This is a genomic window from Prescottella sp. GW823-FHT02E09 (assembly GCF_058797375.1).
Window position 1 is genome coordinate 223594 of sequence record NZ_JBXAJP010000005.1, and the last position, 20752, is coordinate 244345.

General features: G+C 69.5%; 19 protein-coding genes. 5 read left to right on the forward strand and 14 right to left on the reverse strand.

The genetic code is table 11. From position 1 onward, the window contains the following. Positions 1-11: 11 nt before the first annotated feature. Positions 12-1880, reverse strand: coding sequence for a translation elongation factor 4 (gene lepA / locus AC1RIF_RS14625; protein WP_492602089.1), 1869 nt, complete (start codon positions 1878-1880; stop codon positions 12-14). A 120-nt stretch (positions 1881-2000) separates the two neighbouring features. Then, on the reverse strand, positions 2001-2906 hold the full coding sequence (locus tag AC1RIF_RS14630; protein WP_492602090.1) for an SGNH/GDSL hydrolase family protein: 906 nt from the start codon (positions 2904-2906) through the stop codon (positions 2001-2003). 102 nt (positions 2907-3008) lie between these two features. Here AC1RIF_RS14630 and AC1RIF_RS14635 point away from each other — a divergent pair, with 102 nt between their 5' ends. Next, the gene (locus AC1RIF_RS14635) at positions 3009-3557 is read left to right on the forward strand and encodes a type II toxin-antitoxin system PemK/MazF family toxin (RefSeq protein WP_492602091.1); all 549 of its coding nucleotides are present in this window, start codon (positions 3009-3011) and stop codon (positions 3555-3557) included. 70 nt (positions 3558-3627) lie between these two features. Here AC1RIF_RS14635 and AC1RIF_RS14640 read toward each other — a convergent pair whose 3' ends face one another. Then, positions 3628-4398 carry an aquaporin gene (locus AC1RIF_RS14640; RefSeq protein ID WP_492602092.1) on the reverse strand — a complete coding sequence of 257 codons (771 nt, stop codon included), beginning with the start codon at positions 4396-4398 and terminating at the stop codon, positions 3628-3630. A 284-nt stretch (positions 4399-4682) separates the two neighbouring features. Between AC1RIF_RS14640 and rpsT the strand changes: the two genes are divergently transcribed. After that, positions 4683-4943 carry a 30S ribosomal protein S20 gene (gene rpsT / locus AC1RIF_RS14645; RefSeq protein WP_114719065.1) on the forward strand — a complete coding sequence of 87 codons (261 nt, stop codon included), beginning with the start codon at positions 4683-4685 and terminating at the stop codon, positions 4941-4943. Positions 4944-5088: 145 nt separating this feature from the next. On the opposite strand, the gene holA is transcribed toward rpsT, so the two are convergent. The 11 genes from holA to AC1RIF_RS14700 form a co-directional block, all read right to left on the reverse strand. Further along, on the reverse strand, positions 5089-6054 hold the full coding sequence (gene holA, locus AC1RIF_RS14650; RefSeq protein WP_492602362.1) for a DNA polymerase III subunit delta: 966 nt from the start codon (positions 6052-6054) through the stop codon (positions 5089-5091). Positions 6055-6062: 8 nt separating this feature from the next. After that, positions 6063-8453, reverse strand: a complete 2391-nt coding sequence (locus AC1RIF_RS14655) for a DNA internalization-related competence protein ComEC/Rec2 (RefSeq protein WP_492602093.1) — start codon at positions 8451-8453, stop codon at positions 6063-6065. After that, positions 8450-9361: a ComEA family DNA-binding protein gene (locus AC1RIF_RS14660; RefSeq protein WP_492602094.1), complete on the reverse strand. Its 912-nt coding sequence runs from the start codon at positions 9359-9361 to the stop codon at positions 8450-8452. Before AC1RIF_RS14660 ends, AC1RIF_RS14655 begins: the two co-directional genes overlap by 4 nt. A 69-nt stretch (positions 9362-9430) precedes the next feature. After that, on the reverse strand, positions 9431-10309 hold the full coding sequence (locus tag AC1RIF_RS14665) for a DegV family protein (protein ID WP_492602095.1): 879 nt from the start codon (positions 10307-10309) through the stop codon (positions 9431-9433). A gap of 4 nt (positions 10310-10313) precedes the next feature. After that, entirely contained in the window at positions 10314-11042 is a 729-nt protein-coding gene (octT, locus tag AC1RIF_RS14670) for a diglucosylglycerate octanoyltransferase (RefSeq protein WP_492602363.1), read from the reverse strand. A 58-nt stretch (positions 11043-11100) separates the two neighbouring features. Further along, positions 11101-11766, reverse strand: a complete 666-nt coding sequence (locus tag AC1RIF_RS14675) for a histidine phosphatase family protein (RefSeq protein WP_492602096.1) — start codon at positions 11764-11766, stop codon at positions 11101-11103. Then, positions 11763-12182 carry a ribosome silencing factor gene (gene rsfS, locus AC1RIF_RS14680; protein WP_492602097.1) on the reverse strand — a complete coding sequence of 140 codons (420 nt, stop codon included), beginning with the start codon at positions 12180-12182 and terminating at the stop codon, positions 11763-11765. Before rsfS ends, AC1RIF_RS14675 begins: the two co-directional genes overlap by 4 nt. Beyond that, the gene (gene nadD, locus AC1RIF_RS14685) at positions 12183-12890 is read right to left on the reverse strand and encodes a nicotinate-nucleotide adenylyltransferase (protein WP_492602364.1); all 708 of its coding nucleotides are present in this window, start codon (positions 12888-12890) and stop codon (positions 12183-12185) included. Positions 12891-12971: 81 nt separating this feature from the next. Beyond that, positions 12972-14417: a vWA domain-containing protein gene (locus tag AC1RIF_RS14690; RefSeq protein WP_492602098.1), complete on the reverse strand. Its 1446-nt coding sequence runs from the start codon at positions 14415-14417 to the stop codon at positions 12972-12974. A gap of 13 nt (positions 14418-14430) precedes the next feature. Then, entirely contained in the window at positions 14431-15342 is a 912-nt protein-coding gene (locus AC1RIF_RS14695; RefSeq protein ID WP_492602099.1) for an AAA family ATPase, read from the reverse strand. A 19-nt stretch (positions 15343-15361) separates the two neighbouring features. Beyond that, positions 15362-16645 carry a glutamate-5-semialdehyde dehydrogenase gene (locus AC1RIF_RS14700; RefSeq protein WP_492602100.1) on the reverse strand — a complete coding sequence of 428 codons (1284 nt, stop codon included), beginning with the start codon at positions 16643-16645 and terminating at the stop codon, positions 15362-15364. 70 nt (positions 16646-16715) lie between these two features. On the opposite strand from AC1RIF_RS14700, the gene AC1RIF_RS14705 reads away from it, so the two are divergent. From AC1RIF_RS14705 to AC1RIF_RS14715, 3 genes are all read left to right on the forward strand, one after another. Further along, positions 16716-18101 carry an amino acid permease gene (locus tag AC1RIF_RS14705; RefSeq protein ID WP_492602101.1) on the forward strand — a complete coding sequence of 462 codons (1386 nt, stop codon included), beginning with the start codon at positions 16716-16718 and terminating at the stop codon, positions 18099-18101. A gap of 265 nt (positions 18102-18366) precedes the next feature. After that, positions 18367-19839 (forward strand): MFS transporter, encoded by a 1473-nt coding sequence (locus AC1RIF_RS14710; RefSeq protein WP_492602102.1) that lies wholly within the window; start codon positions 18367-18369, stop codon positions 19837-19839. A 29-nt stretch (positions 19840-19868) separates the two neighbouring features. Continuing rightward, entirely contained in the window at positions 19869-20741 is an 873-nt protein-coding gene (locus AC1RIF_RS14715; protein WP_492602103.1) for a ribokinase, read from the forward strand. Positions 20742-20752: the final 11 nt, after the last annotated feature.

Sequence of the window (20752 nt, forward strand, 5' to 3'; positions counted from 1 at the left end):
CGAGTGGCCTCCTACTTGCCCTTGGGCTTGTCCGCCACCGACTCGTTCGACAGTGCCGCGACGAAGGCTTCCTGCGGGACCTCGACGCGACCGATGGTCTTCATCCGCTTCTTGCCCTCCTTCTGCTTCTCGAGCAGCTTGCGCTTACGGCTGATGTCGCCGCCGTAGCACTTGGCGAGCACGTCCTTGCGGATCGCGCGAATGTTCTCGCGCGCAATGATCTTCGATCCGATCGCGGCCTGGATCGGCACCTCGAACTGCTGACGCGGGATCAGCTCGCGCAGCTTGGTGGTCATCTTGTTGCCGTATGCGAACGCGGCGTCCTTGTGCACGATCGCGCTGAACGCATCGACGGTCTCGCCCTGCAGCAGGATGTCCACCTTCACCAGCGCGGCCTGCTGCTCACCCGACTCCTCGTAGTCGAGGCTCGCGTAGCCCTTGGTCCGCGACTTGAGGGCGTCGAAGAAGTCGAACATGATCTCGCCCATCGGCAGCGTGTAGCGCAGCTCGACGCGGGTCTCCGAGAGATAGTCCATGCCGCCGAGCTCACCGCGTCGGGACTGACACAGTTCCATGATCGCGCCGGTGTACTCGCTCGGTGCGATGACGGTGCACTTGGCCATCGGCTCGTACACCTCGCGCACCTTGCCCTCCGGCCAGTACGACGGGTTGGTCACCTCGTGCTCGGAGCCGTCCTCCATCACCACTCGGTACACCACGTTCGGCGCGGTGGAGATGAGGTCGAGGCCGAACTCGCGCTCGAGTCGGTCCCGGGTGATCTCCATGTGCAGCAGGCCGAGGAAGCCACAACGGAAGCCGAAACCGAGGGCCACCGAGGTTTCCGGCTCGTAGGCCAGCGCCGCGTCATTGAGCCGCAGCTTGTCCAGCGCGTCACGCAGCACCGGGTAGTCGGAGCCGTCCATCGGGTACAGGCCGGAGTAGACCATCGGCTTGGGGTCGCGGTAGCCGGTCAGCGGCTCGGACGCGCCGTTGCGGAAGGTGGTGACCGTGTCGCCGACCCTCGACTGCCGCACGTCCTTGACGCCGGTGATCAGATAGCCGACCTCCCCGACGCCCAGTCCGACGGTGGCCTTGGGCTCGGGCGAGATGATTCCCACCTCGAGCAGTTCGTGCGTGGTGCCGGTCGACATCATCGTGATCTTCTCGCGGGGCCGGATCTTGCCGTCCACCACGCGCACGTAGGTGACGACACCGCGGTACGCGTCGTACACGGAGTCGAAGATCATCGCGCGCGCCGGGCCGTCCGCGTCGCCGACCGGGGCGGGCACCTGCTTGACGACCTCGTCGAGCAGTTCCTTCACACCGACACCGGTCTTACCGGAGACCCGCAGCACGTCCTCGGGCTCGCAGCCGACGATGTGCGCGATCTCTGCGGCGTACCGCTCGGGGTCGGCGGCGGGCAGGTCGATCTTGTTGAGCACCGGAATGATGGTGAGGTCCTTCTCCATCGCCAGGTACAGGTTGGCCAAGGTCTGCGCCTCGATGCCCTGGGCGGCGTCGACGAGCAGCACCGCACCCTCGCAGGCCTCGAGCGCGCGGGAGACCTCGTAGGTGAAGTCGACGTGGCCGGGCGTGTCGATCAGGTGCAGGACGATCTCTTCGGTCGTGCCGTCCTCGTTCTCGACCGTCCACGGCAGCCGCACGTTCTGCGCCTTGATCGTGATGCCGCGCTCGCGCTCGATGTCCATGCGGTCCAGGTACTGCGCGCGCATGGCGCGTTCCTCGACGACACCGGTGAGCTGCAGCATCCGGTCCGCGAGCGTCGACTTGCCGTGGTCGATGTGCGCGATGATGCAGAAGTTCCGGATCTTCGACGGATCCGTGAACGTCTTCTCCGCAAAGTTGCTGCTCAAGCCCAATTCCCTCGTCTCACTCGCGCACTGACATCGGCCCGGTCCGGCATGTGCTGCCTCCCGCGCTCCTCCATCATCCCTTGGACCCGGGTCTGCATACACATCCAGGGTCCGACGGGGCCGACGCTATCGGGCGCCGATCGGGTCCGCGACGATGTCCGAGACCACCCGCTCGGCCACCGCGGACATCCCGGCGTGGGTGAAGTGCAGCCGCTGCGCGTCCGATTCCGAGAACATGCCCTCGAACCAGCGGTCCTCGGGGGCGGCGCACGCGTCGTGCCCGCCGGCGAGCGCCGGGGTCGCGATGTCGACGACACGGGCCCCGTGCCGGGCGGCCACTTCCGCGAACGCCCCGTTGTAGTCGCTGAAGTAGCTCGCGTACCAGGAGGCGTCGGCGTCCGAGAAGGGCACGTTGGGCCAGCATCCGCGGGGGCCGATGGTGCCGCCCTGCCCGATCAGGTAGATCCGCGCCTGCGGCGCACGCTCGGTCAGGGCCACGAGCACCCGGTCCAGGCCGTCGGCCGCCCGCTCGATACCCGAGCGGGCGACGTACTGGGTGAGCGGATCGTCGCGGCAGCCGCGATCGACGCCCGGCACCGGCGCCACACACAAGACTCCGAGCGGCAGGTTGTTCGAATCGTTGCCACCCACCGACAAGGTGATGAGGTCGGTATCGGGGCGCACCGAATCGAGCTGCACCGGCCAACGGGCAGGAATGATCTGTGGGGTCTCGATGATGTTCTCGACCCGGGCGGCGCTGCAGGACACGTCGGTGAACTCGGCCACCTCGAGCGCCGCGGCGATCTTGCCCGCATAGTTGACGTACGACCGCGAGCAGTCGTCCGGGTAGGACGGATGCAGCCTCGGCCCGGACGCGCGTGAGTCGCCGAGCGCGACGAACACGAGGCCCTCGCCGTGGGCCGGTGACGACACCGGCCCCGGCGTGCCCGCGTGCGCGGCGCCCCCACCGGCCAGGGAGACCGCGAGAACCGCCGCCGTCAGCCAGGCCGCCGTGCCGAATGCTGCCCCCACCGAATGTCCCCCCGAAGAGTTCGGGCCGACGCCGTCCGCCGATCCGTGCGCACGGATTATGCCCGACGACCGTTGTGCCGCAGACGCCGCTAGGTTTGTGCCATGGCTTCGAGATGGGCAGAGATCGGTCGGCGACTCGGCGACATCGCGCTTCGCGAGGGCCCGAGACTGCTCGGGAAGTTGCAGGAGTCCGGTGCGTTGGCCGGGAAGAAGCCCACGGACTCGGCACCGGCCCTGCTCCCCGGCCGGCCGGTTTCCGCGGTCACGGCGCCGACTGCGCAGCGGGCACGGCGGGTCGAGTACTCGCCGGATCTCGACGGCCGGGCCGACCCCGGTGAGATCGTGTGGACGTGGGTGGCCTACGAGGACGACCCCAGTCGCGGCAAGGATCGCCCCGTCCTCGTCGTCGGGCGCGACGGTCACACGCTGTTGGGGCTGATGCTGTCGTCGAACAGCGAGCGGGACGACGATCGCAACTGGTCGGCCCTGGGCGCCGGCACGTGGGATTCGGAGCACCGCCCCAGCTGGGTCCGCCTCGATCGCGTCCTCGACGTCCCGGAAGAGGGCATCCGGCGCGAGGGGGCCATCCTCGACCGGCCCCGCTTCGAGACCGTCGCCGCACGCCTGCGGTCGGAGTACAGCTGGAGCTGATCTCCCGAACAAACAAAAGGAAGGGTTCGCTGCACCGGGTGCGGCGAACCCTTCCTTCATGTGACCGAGGTCAGTCGTTGAGCCGGTCGTAGCGCCCGAACAGGGCGCGGTAGATCACCGCACCGAGCGCGCCACCGATCAGCGGGAAGACGATGAACAACCACACCTGGCCCATCGCGCCGTCCTGGAACGGAGCGACCGCGAGGCTGCGGGCCGGGTTGACGGACGTGTTGTCGATCGGGATCGAGATGAGGTGGATCACCGCGAGGGTGAAGCCGATGGACACGCCGGCGAGCGGCAGATCCGAGAGCTGGTCGGTCGAGGCCAGGACCACGAACACGAGCAGCGCGGTGAGAAGGATCTCCACCGTCATCGCGGCGCCGATGCCGTACCCGGATTCGACGAGCCGACCCAGCGGCCCGCTCTCGGCGGACGGGCTGTGCGCACCCCAGCCGTTCGCCGCGAGGCCGTTCACACTCCGGTCGTAGCTGGGAAGGCTCTGCGCGATCGCGAAGACCGCCAGACCCGCGACCAGGCCACCGATCACCTGCGAGAGGACGTACAGACCGGCCTTCACCGCGGACAGCCGCCCGAGGATGAAGTGACCCAGCGTCACCGCGGGGTTGACGTGGCAGCCCGAGATCGGGCCGATCGAGTAGACCAGGAACATCAATGTCAGACCGAACGCGAGCGCGATTCCGAGCTGACCGACCGAGCTACCCGAGAAAACTGCAGTGCCGATCGCGGCGAAGACCAGGACGAACGTGCCGATACCTTCGGCGAGATACTTCTTCAGGTCCGAAATCGGTTCCTTTTCCGCAATTTCCTGTGCTGTTGACATACACCCACCTCTCGAACCCGCTGATTACCAGTGCGAACGGGACTTTACGTACAAGAAGGTCTGTTTCCGGTGATTGAAGGGCGTCGAGTCCGAATCGGTATGCGGGACCGGCGGTTCCGTCGATCACCACGGCCGCTGCCGGCGCCATCGAGCGCGCGGAAACCGCGAGCCGGACGACCGCCGGTTTGAGATCGCCCGACCGGTGCTGGTAATGTCGTCGGTCGGCGCATCCATGCGCCCAGAGCTTTTCGACAGTAACCAGCAAAGACGACAGGATTTTACGCGTGGCCAACATCAAGTCCCAGGTGAAGCGGATCCGTACCAACGAGCGCAACCGACTCCGCAACCAGTCGGTCAAGTCCTCGCTGCGCACGGCGATCCGTTCCTTCCGCGAGGCCGCGGCAGCCGGTGACAAGGACAAGGCCAACGAGCTCCTCGTCGCCACCAGCCGCAAGCTCGACAAGGCAGCCAGCAAGGGCGTCATCCACGCCAACCAGGCAGCCAACAAGAAGTCGGCGCTTGCGCAGGTCGCCAACTCTCTCTGACAAGTTTCTGACGGTTCCGCCGTCGCAAGCTCTGTAGAGAAGAGCCCCCGATCATCGATCGGGGGCTCTTTTCCGTGCGCGGACGAGGCAGAACATGACGCGGACCCGACTGGGTGTGACGCCGGTCCCGCCCAGTGACTGTCGGTCAGCGGCCGCCGTGGAGTGCGACGACCCGCTGCACCGCCCACTCGACCGCGTAGTCGGCGTCGGCGGCCTGACCTTTCACGTCGGCATTGAGCTTGGCGACCACCTGTAGCGCCTCGCCGATCGATGCCGGGTCCCATCCCCGCGCCTGGCCCTGCGCCTTCTTGATCTTCCACGGCGGCATTCCCAGCTCCGACGCCATCCGGAACGGATCGCCCCGCCCGGCGGAGCCGACCCGCGCGATGGTGTGCACGGCGTCGGCGAGGGCGTCGGCGAGCAGAACGTGCGGGACACCGCGATGCATCGCCCACCGCAGGGCCTCCATCGCGCCACCCCGATCACCGGCCACCGCTTTGTCGGCGACATCGAACCCGGACACCTCGGCCTTGCCGGAGTAGTACCGCTGGACCGCGACGGCGTCGATCTTGCCGCCGGTATCGGCCACCAGCTGCGAACACGCGGCGGCCAGCTCACGCAGGTCCGATCCCACGGACTCGACGACCACCTCGAGCACCTCGGGCGACACGCGGACACCCGCGGCGCGGAACTCGCCGCGCACGAAGTCCACCCGTTCCCCGGGCTTGAGCTTGGCGCACTGGTGCACGGTGGCACCCGACTTCTGGAGCACACCGGCCATGGCCTTCGCCCGGCCGGCGCCGGAGTGGAGCACGATCAGCACCACGCCTTCGGGGAGGTCCGCAGCGGCGTCCTGGACGAGAGCCACCGCGTCCTTGCCGGCCTCGGCCGCCGCCTCGAGCACGATCACCCGATCCTCCGCGAACAGGGAGGGGCTGAGCAGTTCCGCCAACTCGGGCGCACTGGCGTCCCCGGCGCGCAGCCGCGACACCGGGACGTCCCCCGCGGCCGACCCGGCCGCCGTACGGACGGCGGCGACGACGGAGGCGACCGCCCGCTCGACCAACAGCTCCTCGTCGCCGAGAACGAGGTGGAGCGATTCGGGCCGCATAGAGGTGCTCACCGGACGATGGTGCCATGAGAGCGCCCCACCACCGCAAGTGCCCCGGACCCGGACCGGACCACCGCGACGTCGCCGTCACGGTCGGTCCGCATCGTCACCGCGCCGAGCGCTGCGACCTTCGCGACGATCCCAGGATTCGGATGGCCGAACGGGTTGTCCGCGCCCACACTGACGACCACCACCCGAGGCCGGACCGCGGCAAGGAATTCCGGTGCGGTGGTGCGGGATCCGTGGTGCGGCAGCTTCAGGACGTCCGCTTGCAATGGCACCCCCGATCGCAGCAGGGCCTGCTGACCGGACTCCTCCACGTCACCGGTCAGCAGGATGCTCCCGACGGGGGTCCGGGCCCTGATCACCAGCGAGCCGTCGTTCGCGGCGTCGTCGGCGGCCGCGGGGTCCCGGGGCGTCGGAACCAGCGGCCCCACCACCGTCAGACGCAGATCCCCCACCGCCAGTTCGCGCCCCGGCTCGAGTCGCACCAGTTCGACGCCCGACCGTGAGGCGGCGGCGGAGACGAAGCGGAATCCCCCGCCGGGCACGTCTGCCGGACCGATCGCGACCGCGCCCACCGCCCGGTCGCCGAGGACACCGTCGAGTCCGCCGTAGTGGTCGGCGTGCAGATGGGTGATGATCACGAGCGCGATCTCGTCGACACCGAGCCTGCGCAGACACTGGTCCATCGCGCGCGGATCCGGTCCAGCATCGACGACGACGGCCCGACCGTCACCCGCCGCCAACACCAGTCCGTCTCCCTGACCGACATCGCACGCGACGAACTGCCACCGGGCCGCCGGCCATCCCGGCGAGTGCAGCCGCGTCGGCACCCAAACCGCGGCGACACCGACGCACAGTGCCAGCAGTATGCGGCGCGAGCCCCGGTACCGCAGCGCCAGCCCCACCAGCACCACACCGGCCGAGACGATCACCGCACCGGTGGTCCCGCCGGCCACGACCACAGTCCCGCCCGGAACCGCGGCTGCCCGGTCCGCGACCTCGAGTAGCCACCACAGCGGCGGGCCCGCGATCCGGACGACGAGGGTGGCCGCCGGCATCCACACGGACGCCAGGATCGCCGTCACCGCCCCGACGATCGTGATCGGTGCGACCACCGGCGCGACGAGGACGTTCGCGACGATCGACACCACACTCACCGTGCCCGACATAGCGGCCACGAGCGGCGCGGTCACGACGAACGCCGCCACCGCGACCGAGAACGTCTCGGCGAGCCAGCGCGGCCATTCCCGCGCCCGGAGTCGGTCCACAAGCACCGGGGAGACCAGCACCAGTCCGGCGGTCGCGGCCACCGACAGCGCGAACCCGAAGTCGACGGCGAGCGCCGGGAACACCGCGAGCAGCACGATGACCGAGCCCGCGAGGGCGGGGATCGCCTGCTTCCGCCGTCCGGTCGTCAACGCCAACAGCGCGATACAGCCCATCGCCGCGGCGCGCAGCACACTCGGTGAGGGCCGGGCGACCACGACGAACGCGGCCAACGCCACACCGGCCAGCAGCGCCCCGGTGCGAGGGCCGACTCCGATCCCCCGCACCACCAACAGGACGGCACCGAGCACGATCGAGATGTTCGCGCCGGACACGGCCGTGAGGTGCGAGAGGCCGGCCGCGGTGAACTCGTCCTTCACCTCCTGCGGCAGCGCGGAGACGTCGCCGACGACGAGTCCGGGCAGCAGCCCGGCCTGATCGGCCGGGAGCGCGGCGGTGGTCGCCGACGCCAGCCGATCCCGGATCGCCCCCGCCCAGCGTTGGATCGCGGGCGGCGGGTCGACACTCGAGGGCAGTCCGGTGGCCCGCACCACGGCGACGGTGAGGTCGCTGCGCTGCGGCGTGTCGAGACGGCCCCGCAGCGTGATCCGCTGTCCGGGAAGCAGAGTCGCCCATTCGGCTCCCTCCGCGAACACCAGAACCGCGCCGCCCGCGCGTACCTCCGTTCTCCCGTCGGTGACCGCACGCAGCGACGCCCGGATCATCAGCTGGCGCCCGCCCCCGAATCCTGCGCTCCGCAGTGGCTTCGGGTCGTCGTCGACGACCACGGACAGCGTGGCGGAACCACCGGCCTCGGCGCGGGCCACGAGGGGATGGACGTCCACGGCATGGGCGCGTACCGCGATCGCCGCCGCGAACCCGGAACCGATCAGTGCGGCCGCCACCAGACCGGCGCCGACCGTCGTCCAGCGCGATCCGCCGTCGTCGGCACCGGTCGGACGGCGCACGAGAAGCGGAACGGTCAGCACGGCCCCCACGAATGTGAGGACCACCGCCGCGACCGCCGCGCCGCGCCACCCGGCGTGCAGGCCGAGGAGCGTGACACCCCAACTCACGAACGCGGCCGGAACCAGCCTGAGATCGAGCAGAGGCTCCGGATCGGTCACAGCACAACCAGATCGCGCAGCTTCGCCAGCCGCGCCGGGCCGATGCCGTCCACCTCCCCCAGTTGCGCGACGTCGGTGAACTTGCCGTTGGTTCGCCGCCACGCCACGATCGCGGCGGCAGTCACCGGGCCCACCCCCGGCAACGCATCCAACTCCGCCTCCCCGGCGGTGTTCAGGTCGACCTTGCCGACGGCCTTCGCGGTCGCGCCTGGTGCGGACGCCGATGCGGTCGTCCCCGAACTCACGCGGGCGCTGCCGACCGTGACCGGCTCGCCCTCGGCCGGGGCCACCCCGACGAGGATCTGGTCACCGTCGTCGACCCGCTCGGCCATGTTGAGCCCCAGCACATCCGCGCCCGGCCGTGGGCCGCCGGCCGCCGCGAGCGCGTCGGCGATCCTCGACCCCGGTGGCAGCAGCACCAGGCCCGCCTGGTTGACGAGGCCGACGACACTCACCACCACCTGCGCCGCCGGTTCCGGTGGTGCGGGCGAGGCCGAGTCCGGGGCGACACTCCCGGGGACTCCGGTCTCTGCCTCCCGGACCTCCACCGCCGGGAGCGGCGGAACCGCCTGCGCGGTGGGCTTGTCCCGCCACACCGTCACCGCGGCGATCCCAGCTGCCACGAGCGCCACCACGACGAGCGCCGCGGCACCACGACGACCCGGGTTCAGCCGCGCGCCGGGCCGCCGGGCGGACGGGCGTTCCGGGTCCGGGGCGGAGAACCCGTCCGACTCGGCGGCCTCGGCCAGCCACTCCGGCGCCCAGGCACGCGGGTGGTCTTCGCCCACAGCGTCATCGGAGTCGTCGTCGTGGTCGGCGTCGGTCGACCCGGCACGAGCCGACGGCGGCAACACGGAAGCCGAGGCGAGCCGTCGCCGCACCCGCGCACGATCCTGATCGGTACCCATGACGCCGACCGTAGGGCCGCGCCGCGGCGGCGGAACCCCGGAGCAGCCGCCGGAAAGAAAATCTGTGGATCAGTGATCGGCTGTGGATGACGAGCCGGAATCGGGTTCCGGCAACGCCGCGCCCGCACCCCCGGGACACACGACGACCCCGATCGCGCCCGGTCCGACATGCGCGCCGAGCACGGCCCCGATCTCCGTGACGATCACCTCGCTGACGTCCGGGATCCGCTCCCTCAGCTGCGCGGCGATCTCCTCGGCGCGCTCGGGCGCCTGAGAGTGATGCACCGCGATCGCCGAACGCTCCGCGCCCGCCTGCTCCACGGCCGCATCGACCAGTTTCGCGAGCGCTTTCGTCGAGGTCCGGGTCTTCTCGCGCAGTACCAGCTTGCCGTCCACCAGGTGCAGGACCGGCTTCATCGCCAACGCGGTGCCGAGCAGTGCCGCGGCGGTTCCGATCCGGCCACCGCGCCGCAGGTGGTCCAGGCGGTCGACGACGATCGATGTCCGTCCGCGCGCCGCGACCTCGACGGCCTTCTGATACACCGCCTTGAGGTTGCCGCCGGCGCGCGCGACGCGGGCCGCGGCCAGGGCCGGGTAGCCCAGGCCCATCCCCGTCGACTCCGAGTCGACGATGCGGACCATCTCCCCCAGCCGGTGTGCGGCCTGTCGGCCCGCCTCCCACGTGCCCGACAGCTGCCGCGAGATGTGGACGGCGACCACCCCGTCACCGCCGCTGTCGGCCAACGCCGCCGCATACGCATCGCCGAGTTCTCCCGGCGAGGCACCGGAGGTGGTGACGCCCGACAGGTCGTCCGGGACGTCGTCGATGCCGTCACGCAGATCCTTGCCACCGCTGAGCAGGTGCAGGGGCACGACCCGAATGCCGTACCGGTCCACCAGTTCGGGCGACAGGCAGGCGGAGGAGTCGGTGACTACGACGACAGGCACGCCACTACCCTATTTCGATCTCGGCGGACGTGGTCGAGCGACGGACGTTCTTGATCGCGTCGATCATCGCCGCCGCCACCTCCTCGTGCGCGTCCCAGCCCCAGTGGATTCCGTCGGGATTCGCACGATCCGAGAAGACGTTCTCCCGTACCGCGGCCGCGAGGTCGACCATCGGCACACCCTTGTCCGACGACCACGCCTCGAGGGCACGGACCGCAGGCGCACGTCCGGTGTGCACCCGGCCGTATGCGTCGCAGCGGTGCACGGACGGGTAGGTGCCGATGACCGGCAGGTCCGGGCGGATCGCCGCCAGCGCATCGCGGCAACTCTCGAGGTACTCGACCGACAGCTTGGGCGGCAACGCCACCGGACGGCCCAGCTTCGACAGCCGCGGCTGTAACCACTGGTAGCCCGAGCGGACCACCCGTCGCAGCGCCGGCGGCCGGATGTAGCGCAACTGTTCGCGCAGCGCGGTCGGCAGCGGCGACGGCAGCGAATCCATACCGCCGACCGCGAAGACGACGGCACCTGCCTGCGGCACCGCGGCCCACACCCGCGGGTCCTGGGTGATCGCCCACCACGCGTCGCGGCTGGTCCAGCCGATGCGCGCGACGAGTTCCACCCGCCAGCCCAGTTCCTTCGCGACCAGACTCGGCCAGATCCGCGGATGGTCGGCCGGCAGCCCGCCCTTGGGGCCGTAGTAGGCCAACGAGTCCGCTACGACCAGCAGCACCGGCTGCCCGGACGTGTCGGCGGCGGGGCCGTCAGAGGACGTCGCGGCGGCGGGGCCGTCAGAGGACGTCACTGGCCACGCTCGCCGACGCGTTCCACACATCCAATCGCCATACCGGATCTGTCCCCTCCCCGTGTCCGCTGAGCTGCACCCAGCTGGTGTTTCCGAGTCCTCCGAGCACCGGCCACCGATCCACCGGCAGGTCGAGCAGTCGCGCCGTCAGCGCGGCGATGAGGCCGCCGTGCGCGACCAGCACCAAGGGGTCCGAACCCCAGGATTCGTATCGTTCGAGCTGTTCGAGCACGACGGGCAGACTGCGGGCGGCAACGTCGATCCGGCTCTCACCGGCGGGCGGTGCCCATTCGGCGTCGGTGCGCCACCGGGCGCGCGCCCCGGGCGAGATGACATCGACGTCGGTGTGCGTCAGCCCCTGCCAGTCCCCGAGATGGGTCTCCCGGAGCCGGGCATCGGTCTCCACCGGCAACCCGATGTGGTCACCGAGCGCGAGCGCGGTGTCGTGCGCACGACGCAGATCCGACGACACGATCGCGAACGGACGTTTGTCGGCGAGCGCCTGCGCCGCCGTCTTCGCCTGCGCGCGGCCCAGATCGGACAGGTCGGTGTCGAGCTGTCCCTGCATCCGGTCCGACGCGTTGTATTCCGTCTGCCCGTGCCGCAGCAGGATCAGACGTCTGACCGCGGGCCCGGCCGCGGCCGAGGTCACTGCTCCGGCTCCCCGGCGTCGTCCGCCGGGTCGGCCTCGATCGACAGCTGCCGGGGCTCGACGCCATCGACCGGGATCTCCGGGCAGTCCTTCCACAGCCGGTCCAGCGCGTAGAAGTTGCGCTCGTCGGTGTGCTGGACGTGGATGACGATGTCGACGTAGTCGAGCAGCGCCCAGCGACCCTCACGGGTGCCCTCGCGGCGCACGGGCTTGTGCCCGGCCTCGCGCAGCTTGTCCTCGACGTTCTCGACGATCGCGTTGACCTGACGCTCGTTGGGGGCAGAGGCGATGACGAAACAGTCCGTGATCACCAACTGCTCCGAGACGTCGAGCACCACCACGTCCGAGGCCAACTTCTCGTCGGCCGCCAGTGCCGCGATGCGTGCCATTTCGATGGCGTCGTTCGATGCGCTCACTCAGTGTTCTCCCGGTTCTGCTTGTACTGAAGATTGTGAAGGGTCTACGGGTGCCTCGCCGGACAACTGTCGCGCCGGCACCGGCTCGGACATCGTGACCGCGCCGTCCAGGCGTACCGCACCGCTCGGCTGGTACAGGTTGCGCTTGCTGATGTACTGGACCACGCCGTCCGGCACGAGGTACCAGACGGGACGGTGTTCGCTGGCCCGCAGTCGGCACTCCGTCGACGAGATCGCCAGGGCCGGGATCTCGATCAGGGTCACCGCGTCGCGCGGCAACCGCTCGAGGTGCGACGAGAGGTGCTCGGTGTGCAGCTCGTAGCCGGGCCGCGACACGCCGACGAACTTGGCGAGCGCGAACAGTTCCTCCCAGTCCTGCCACGACAGGATGCTCTCGAGCGCGTCGGCGCCCGTGATGAAGAACAGTTCGGCGTCGGGGTGCTGCGTCCGCAGGTCCCGCAGCGTGTCCACCGTGTAGGTGACCTTGGCCCGGTCCACGTCGACGCGGCTGACCGAGAACTGCGGATTCGACGCCGTGGCGATCACCGTCATCAGGTAGCGGTCCTCGGCGGGGCTGACCTCGCGATCGTCCTTCTGCCACGGCTGACCGGTCGGGACGAAGATCACCTCGTCGAGCGCGAATCGATCCGCGACCTCACTGGCCGCCACGAGGTGCCCGTGGTGGATCGGATCGAAGGTGCCACCCATCACGCCCAGGCGGCGCCGTCGGGTGATCGCTGTCGGCTGCTGCACGATGATCCAGCTTACGGGTTGACGCAGCTCACGAATTCACACAGGCAGCAATCCCGCGACCACCGCGGCCAGTTGCTGCGCGGATCGGCACTCGTGCATGTCGATCACCTCGTTGTAGACCAGCGCCGCCGAGTCGCCCGTACCCCACTGACCACGCGGTTCCGGGTTGAGCCAGTGCGCGTGCTTGGCAACCGAGACGAGGTGTTCGAGCGCGGGGAGACCTGCATCTCGGTAGTTGTTGCGCCCGTCACCCAGGACCAGCAGCGAGCTGCGACCGGTGATGGAGTGCGCGTACCGCTCCGCGAACACCCCGAGCGCGTGCCCGTAGTCGGAGTGGCCGTCGTACGTGATGAGGTCGGCCTCCCGGACCATCCTCGACATCGCGACACCCAGGTCGGAGCCGGTGTCGAAGAACCGGGTGACCTCGTCGGTGGTGTCGATGAACGCGAACACCCGCACCCGCGAGAACTGCTCGCGCAGCGCGTGGACCAACAGCAACGTGAAGTGGGAGAACCCGGCCACCGAGCCCGAGACGTCGCACAGCAGTACCAGTTCGGGCCGGGCCGGGCGCGGCTTGCGCTGCACCAGGTCGATCGGGACGCCGCCGGTCGACATCGACTTGCGCAGTGTGCGGCGCAGGTCGATCGCACCCGCGCGGGCCCGGCTGCGGCGTACCGCCAGCCGGCTCGCCAGCAGCCGTGCCAGTGGAGTGACACTGCGTCGCAGCGCCGTCAGCTCCGAGTCCGATGCGCGCAGGAAGTCGACCTCCTCGGCGAGCTTGGGCACGCCGTAGCTCGCGACCCGCTCCTTGCCTATCTGTTCCGCGGACCGTCGTCGGGTCTCCGCCTCGACCATCTTGCGGAAGTCCACGATTCGCTGCACCGCGGCGCGCTTGGCCACTTCCGACGCGTAGTCCCCGCCGGGACGTTCACCGTTCTGCTGATTGCCCAGCAGCCCGGAGAGGATCTTCTCGATCAGCCTGTCGGGGGCGACGTTGCGCAGCGCCTGGTACGCCGAGAACGACGGCCCGTTCGACGATTCGTACCGGCCGAGTTCGTCGACCATCTGCGCGACCAGCACCTCGAGCTGTTCGAGGGCCTCGGGTGAGTCGTCGGACAGGAGTTCGGCCAGCAGTTCCCGCAGCGCGTCGAGGTCGATCTCACCGTCGGGAGACCGCGGCAGCGACCGGTCGAGGCCGCTGTCGTCGCGCATCCCCACGCCGACCGGGAACCACAGGTCGAACAGCGCGTCGAACGTGGCCCTGTGCGTGGGCCGGCGCAACAGCGAGCAGGCGAGCCCCTCGCGCAGCGCCTCGCGGTCGAGCAGATCGAGAACCGACATCACCTGGCCGGCGTCGACGGTCTCGGACGGACCGACGGCGATGCCGCGCCGGCGCAGTGCCTCGACGAAGTCGACGAGATGACCCGGGATGCCGTGCGGCGCCGGCGGACCTGTGGGTCGGCGTGCTGGCGAGGCGACCATCTGCTCGATCCCCTCAGTTGAGGCGCAGCTCGGCGGCGGCGCGCTGTTGATCGGCCCGATGTTTGAGCACGACCCCCATCGTGGCGCGGACCGCGTCGTCGTCGAGGGTGTCCAGGCCGAGCGCGAGCAGCGTGCGACCCCAGTCGATGGTCTCGGACACCGACGGCACCTTCTTGAGCTGCATGCCGCGCAGCACGTTCACGGTGCGCACGAGCTGCTCGGCGATCGCCTCCGGCAGCTCCGGGACGCGGCTCGCGAGGATGCGGCGCTCGAGCTCGGCGTCGGGGAACTCCAGGTGAAGGAACAGGCAACGCCGCTTGAGCGCCTCCGACAGCTCCCGCGTCGCGTTGGAGGTGAGCACCGCGAACGGCTTGCGTGTCGCGGTGATCGTCCCGAGTTCGGGAATGGTGACCGCGAAGTCGCTGAGTACCTCGAGCAGCAGGCCCTCGATCTCGACGTCGGCCTTGTCCACCTCGTCGATCAGCAGCACCGTGGGATCCTCGCGGCGGATCGCAGTCAGCAGCGGACGCGACAGCAGGAACTCCTCCGAGAACACGTCCTGCTTCGTCGCGTCCCAGCTGTGATCGCTACCGCGCCCATCCCCCGTCGCTCCGCTCGCCCCGGTCTGGATGCGCAGGATCTGCTTGGCGTGGTTCCACTCGTACAGCGCGCGGGACTCGTCGACGCCCTCGTAGCACTGCAGGCGCACCAGCTCCGCGGCGGTCGTCTGAGCCACGGCACGCGCCAGCTCGGTCTTGCCGACACCGGCCGGACCCTCGATCAGGAGCGGCTTGCCCAGCCGGTCGGCGAGGAACACCGCGGTGGCGGTGGCCTTGTCGGACAGGTAGCCGGTCTCGGCGAGCCGCGCGACGACGTCGTCGACACTCGCGAACAGCGGCGGTGCGGTCGGCAGGGCGCGGTCCACACTCGCTCCTTTCGGGCCGTCAGGCCGGTCGGGTATGACCGTCTCCCCAGACAGTCCACTTGGTCGAGGTGAGCTCGCCCAGCCCCATCGGGCCGCGGGCGTGCAGTTTCTGCGTGGAGATCCCGATCTCCGCACCGAACCCGAACTGTTCACCGTCGGTGAACGCGGTCGAGGCGTTGACCATAACCGCGGCGGCGTCGACACGGGCGGTGAACTCGCGCGCCGCGGACAAATCAGACGTCACGATGGCCTCGGTGTGGCCGGTGCCGTACCGGTCGATGTGCTCGACGGCGGCGTCGAGCCCGTCGACGACCTTGAGCGCGATGTCGAGCGTCAGGTACTCCTCGGACCAGTCGTCCTCGGTGGCCGGGACCAGTCCCGGCAGATCGCCGTGCACGGTGACGCTCTGCATCTGCAGGGCCTGCAGGAGCTGCGGCACCGCGGTGTCGGCGATCGCGGCATCGATCAGCAGCGTCTCGGCGGTGTTGCACACGCTGGGGCGTCGGGTCTTCGCATTGACGACGATCCTCTCGGCCATCTCCAGGTCGGCCGCGGAATGCACGTAGACGTGGCAGTTGCCGACACCGGTCTCGATGGTGGGCACGGTCGCGTCGCGCACCACCGCGTTGATCAGCCCCGCACCACCGCGCGGGATGACGACGTCGACGAGCCCGCGCGCCTGGATCAGGTGGGTGACGCTCGAACGGTCCGCGCTCGGCAGCAACTGGACCGCGTCCTCGGGCAGTCCCTGTGCGGCGAGCGACGCGCGCAGCACCTTCACGAGTGCGGCGTTGGAGTTGGCGGCCGACGACGACCCGCGCAGCAGTGCCGCGTTGCCGGACTTGAGCGCGAGCCCGAACGCGTCGACCGTGACGTTGGGGCGGGCCTCGTAGACCATGCCGACGACGCCGAGCGGGACGCGGACCTGACGGATCTCGAGCCCGTTGGGAAGCGTCGAACCGCGGACGATCTCGCCCACCGGATCCTGCAGGCCCGCGACCTGACGCAGCCCCGACGCGATGCCCGCGACCCGATCGGCGGTGAGCCGCAGCCGGTCGAGGAGCGACTCCTCGGTGCCGGCCGCGCGGGCCGACTCGATGTCCTCGGCGTTCGCGGCCAGGACGGCGTCGGTGGCGGCCAGGACGGCATCCGCGGCCGCATGCAGCGCAGCGTCCTTCTGCGCGGTGGTCAGCAGCGCCAGGACACGGGACGCGACACGCGCGCGGCGGGCGGCGCCGTGCACCGCCTCCCGAATGTCCCCGGCCTCGCCGGCTGCGGGTGAAGTATGCGTCGCGGCAGTCATCTCTACAGATTAGCGACCGCGCCAGGCGCATAATCTATCTGCCCACGCGCCGTCTGCGTAAGGAAAGTCAGTGTCACGACACGGGACGATCGACGAAGCACCCTCGGAGGGATACAGCCGCGGACTGAACTCGCGCACCATCCAGATGATCGCGCTCGGTGGCGCGATCGGCACCGGGTTGTTCTACGGCGCAGGCGGCGCCATCGAGGAGGCCGGGCCATCCCTGATCCTGGCCTATCTCGCGGCCGGTCTCGCGATCTTCGTCATCATGCGGGCGCTCGGCGAACTACTCACCTACCGACCGGTCTCGGGCAGCTTCGCCGAGTACGCGGAGGAGTTCCTGGGCCGGTTCTTCGGGTTCGCGACCGGCTGGGCGTACTGGGCGGTGTGGGCCGCGACCTGCATGGCCGAGATCACCGTCGCCGGCAAGTACGTCGAGTACTGGTGGCCGAGCGTGCCCACGTGGCTGACCGCCCTGGTGGTGTTGCTCGTGCTGTTCGGCGCCAATCTCATCTCGGTGAAACTCTTCGGCGAGGCCGAGTTCTGGTTCTCCGCCATCAAGATCACCGCAATCCTGGGCATGATCCTCATCGGCATCGGGGTCCTCACAATCGGCTTCGGCCACGCGACCAACCCGACGGTGACGAACCTGTGGGCCGATGGCGGGGTGTTCCCGAACGGATTCGGCAGCGCGCTGATGAGCCTGCAGGTGGTGATGTTCGCGTACGTCGGTGTGGAACTGGTCGGCGTCACGGCGGGCGAGGCCGAGAATCCCAAGCAGACGTTACGCAAGGCGATCAACACGCTGCCCTTCCGCATCGGGCTGTTCTATGTCGGCTCCCTCATCGTCATCCTCTCCGTTGCGAGCTGGCGGGACTTCGAGGCCGGCAAGAGCCCGTTCGTCGAGGTGCTCGAACAGATCGGCATCCCGGCCGCAGCGGGCCTCATGAACTTCGTGTTGCTCACCGCCGCACTGTCGTCGTGCAACTCCGGCATCTATTCCACCGGCCGGATGCTCCGCAGCCTGTCGCTGCGCCGCGAGGCGCCCGCGGTACTCGGCAACCTCAGCAGCCGACAGGTTCCGTACGCGGGAATCACCATGTCCGCCGGCGCGATGATCATCGGCGTCATCGTCAACGTGCTGTCCCCCGATCGCGCCTTCGTCTACATCACGTCGGTGTCGACCATCGGGATCATCTTCGTGTGGGGCGTGATCCTCGTGTGCCACCTGCGGTACCGCCGATTCGTCACGCGCGGCGCATTGCCCGCGTCCGACTACCGACTGCCCGGCGCGCCGTACACGAACTGGATCGCGCTGACGTTCCTGTCGTTCGTCGTCGTGCTGCTCTTCTTCACCGAGGCCGGCCGGATCGCGCTCGCGGTCGGTGTGGTGTTCGGGGTGATGGTGGGCGGCGGCTACTACGCCCTCCTCGGCCGCGCCTCCTCGCGGTACTGAGTGCGCAACGACCGGCGGCGGAGCTGTTGCCCGGCAACACCGTGGCGGCTTTGTTAGGTTGACGAAGTTATCGCTGGTTGCCCGGAGTGGTCCCGATGAGGCGCTCCGGGCGAGCCACGCGCCAGAGCCGTTCGGCGGGGGCCGGATCGAGCCACAGGGCCGTGTGCGGATTCCCGACCAGCACGCCTGACGAGCGGGCGACGAGAAGATGCGTGCATCCGGTACGCGCCCCGCCCGGACGGCACCGCGCTGGGGAGCGCACGACATGAGTTCAACGGATCCCACGTCGACCACCGTCACCGACCCGGTACTGCAGTCCACGGAGGTCACGGTCACCGACGACGCCGCGGTCAAGCGGGCTGTCAAGGCCACGATGCTCGGAAATGCCATGGAGTGGTTCGACTTCGGCGTCTACGCCTACCTCGCGACCACGATCGGTAAGGTCTTCTTCCCGGACGCCAGCGGCACCGCACAACTGCTCTCGACGTTCGCGATCTTCGCGGCCGCGTTCATCGTCCGACCCCTCGGCGGCCTGTACTTCGGCCCGCTGGGAGATCGGATCGGCCGGAAGAAGGTGCTGGCCACCACGATGATCATGATGGCGGGCAGCACCTTTGCCATCGGACTGATCCCGAGCTACGGCTCGATCGGCATCGTCGCACCCGTCCTGCTCGTCGTGTTCCGACTGCTGCAGGGCTTCTCGACCGGCGGCGAGTACGGCGGCGCAAGCACATTCGTCGCCGAGTACGCACCCGACAAGCGTCGCGGGTTCCTGTCCAGCTTCCTCGAGTTCGGCACGTTGGCGGGGTATGTCGCGGCCGCCGGGCTGGTCACGATCATCTCGGCAGTCGTGACGCCCGAGGCCCTCGTCGACTGGGCGTGGCGTATCCCGTTCCTCATCGCCGGGCCGCTCGGACTGATCGGCCTCTATCTGCGCGTCCGCCTCGAGGAGACGCCCGCCTTCCAGCAGCACGAGGCCTCCGAGCGCCTCGTCGAGTCGTCCGAGTCCGTGCCGGGCAAGCTACGCGAGACGCTCGTCACCAACTGGCGACCACTGGTGCTGTGCATCGTGCTCGTCGCGACGTACAACATCGCGCATTACGGGCTGCTCAGCTACATGCCCACGTACCTGTCGACCACCCTCGGCTACGACGAGACCCACGGGCTCGTCCTCATGATCGTCGTGATGCTTCTGATGATGGTGGGCATCACGTTCGTCGGCCGCCTGTCCGACCGAGTGGGGCGGAAGCCGTTGCTGCTCAGCGGATTCATCGGGTTCCTCGCACTGTCACTGCCCGCGTACCTGCTGATCGGGCTGGGCGCGTACGTGACGATCTTCCTCGGCCTCGCGATCCTGGGCAGCCTGCTGCTGCTGTTCGTCGGCGTGTTCCCGTCGGTGCTGCCGGCGCTGTTCCCCACCGGGGTCCGCTACGGCGGGCTCGCGATCGGGTACAACATCGCAGTGTCGGTGTTCGGCGGCACCACTCCACTGGTGCTGACCGCGCTGCAGGACTCCACCGGCAGCAATCTCGTCGCGCCGATGTACATGATGGTCGCCGCCGCGATCGGCGGCGTCGCCGTCCTGTACATCCCCGAGACCGCCCGCCGCCCGCTCGAGGGCTGCCCACCGGCCGTCTCCACGCGCGAGGAGGCCGTCGCCGTCCTGCGACGGGTGCGCCGCAACACGCCACCGACCGACCGAATGTCACACACGTTCAGTCGGATTGACCCGATGTGACATTCGGTCACGGCGACTACCCTCGACCCATGACGGAGAACAAGGTGGTCGTCGTCGGCAGCATCAACATGGATCTCGTGACGAGGACGCCGCGGATGCCCGCGGCCGGCGAAACCATCCTCGGTACGTCGTTCACGACGACACCGGGCGGCAAGGGGTCCAATCAGGCCGTCGCGGCCGCCAAGGCGGGGGCGGACGCCTCCTTCGCCGGTGCGGTGGGCGACGACACCTTCGCCCTGGACCTACGCCAGGCTCTCGTGGACGCCGAGGTCGACGCCGAACGCCTGCGCGAGGTGGCGGGACCCAGCGGCGTCGCCGTGATCACGGTCGACGATGACGGACAGAACTCGATCGTCGTGATTCCGGGTGCCAACTCGCACATCGTCGACCTGACCGACGACGAACTGCGGGCGGTCGCGGACGCCGACGTCCTGTTGTGTCAGTTGGAGATTCCGGTCGAGACGGTGACCGCGGCGGCCCGGCACGCCAAGGGGCACGACACCGTCGTCATGCTCAATCCCTCTCCGGCACTTCCCCTTCCGGACGACCTGATCGAGTCGGTCGATGTCCTGGTCGTCAACGAGACCGAGGAGCGGCAACTCGGCGAGGACACCCTCGCGCGGGTGGCGCACGTCGTGACGACGCTCGGCGCCGACGGCGCTCGCTACCGCGGGCCGCAGGGCGAGCGGGTGCAGGTCGGCTCCCCCGACGTCGATGCCGTCGACACCACGGGTGCCGGAGACGCCTTCACCGGCGCACTCGCGTGCGTGTGGGACCGCAGCCCGCGCGACGCCCTGACGTTCGCCTGCGCGGCGGGCGCGCTGGCCACGACCCGTCCGGGCGCGAGCGCCGCGTCGCCGACGCGCGCGGAGATCGACGCGCTGCTCACCGCCGACACCTGACACCGAATTCG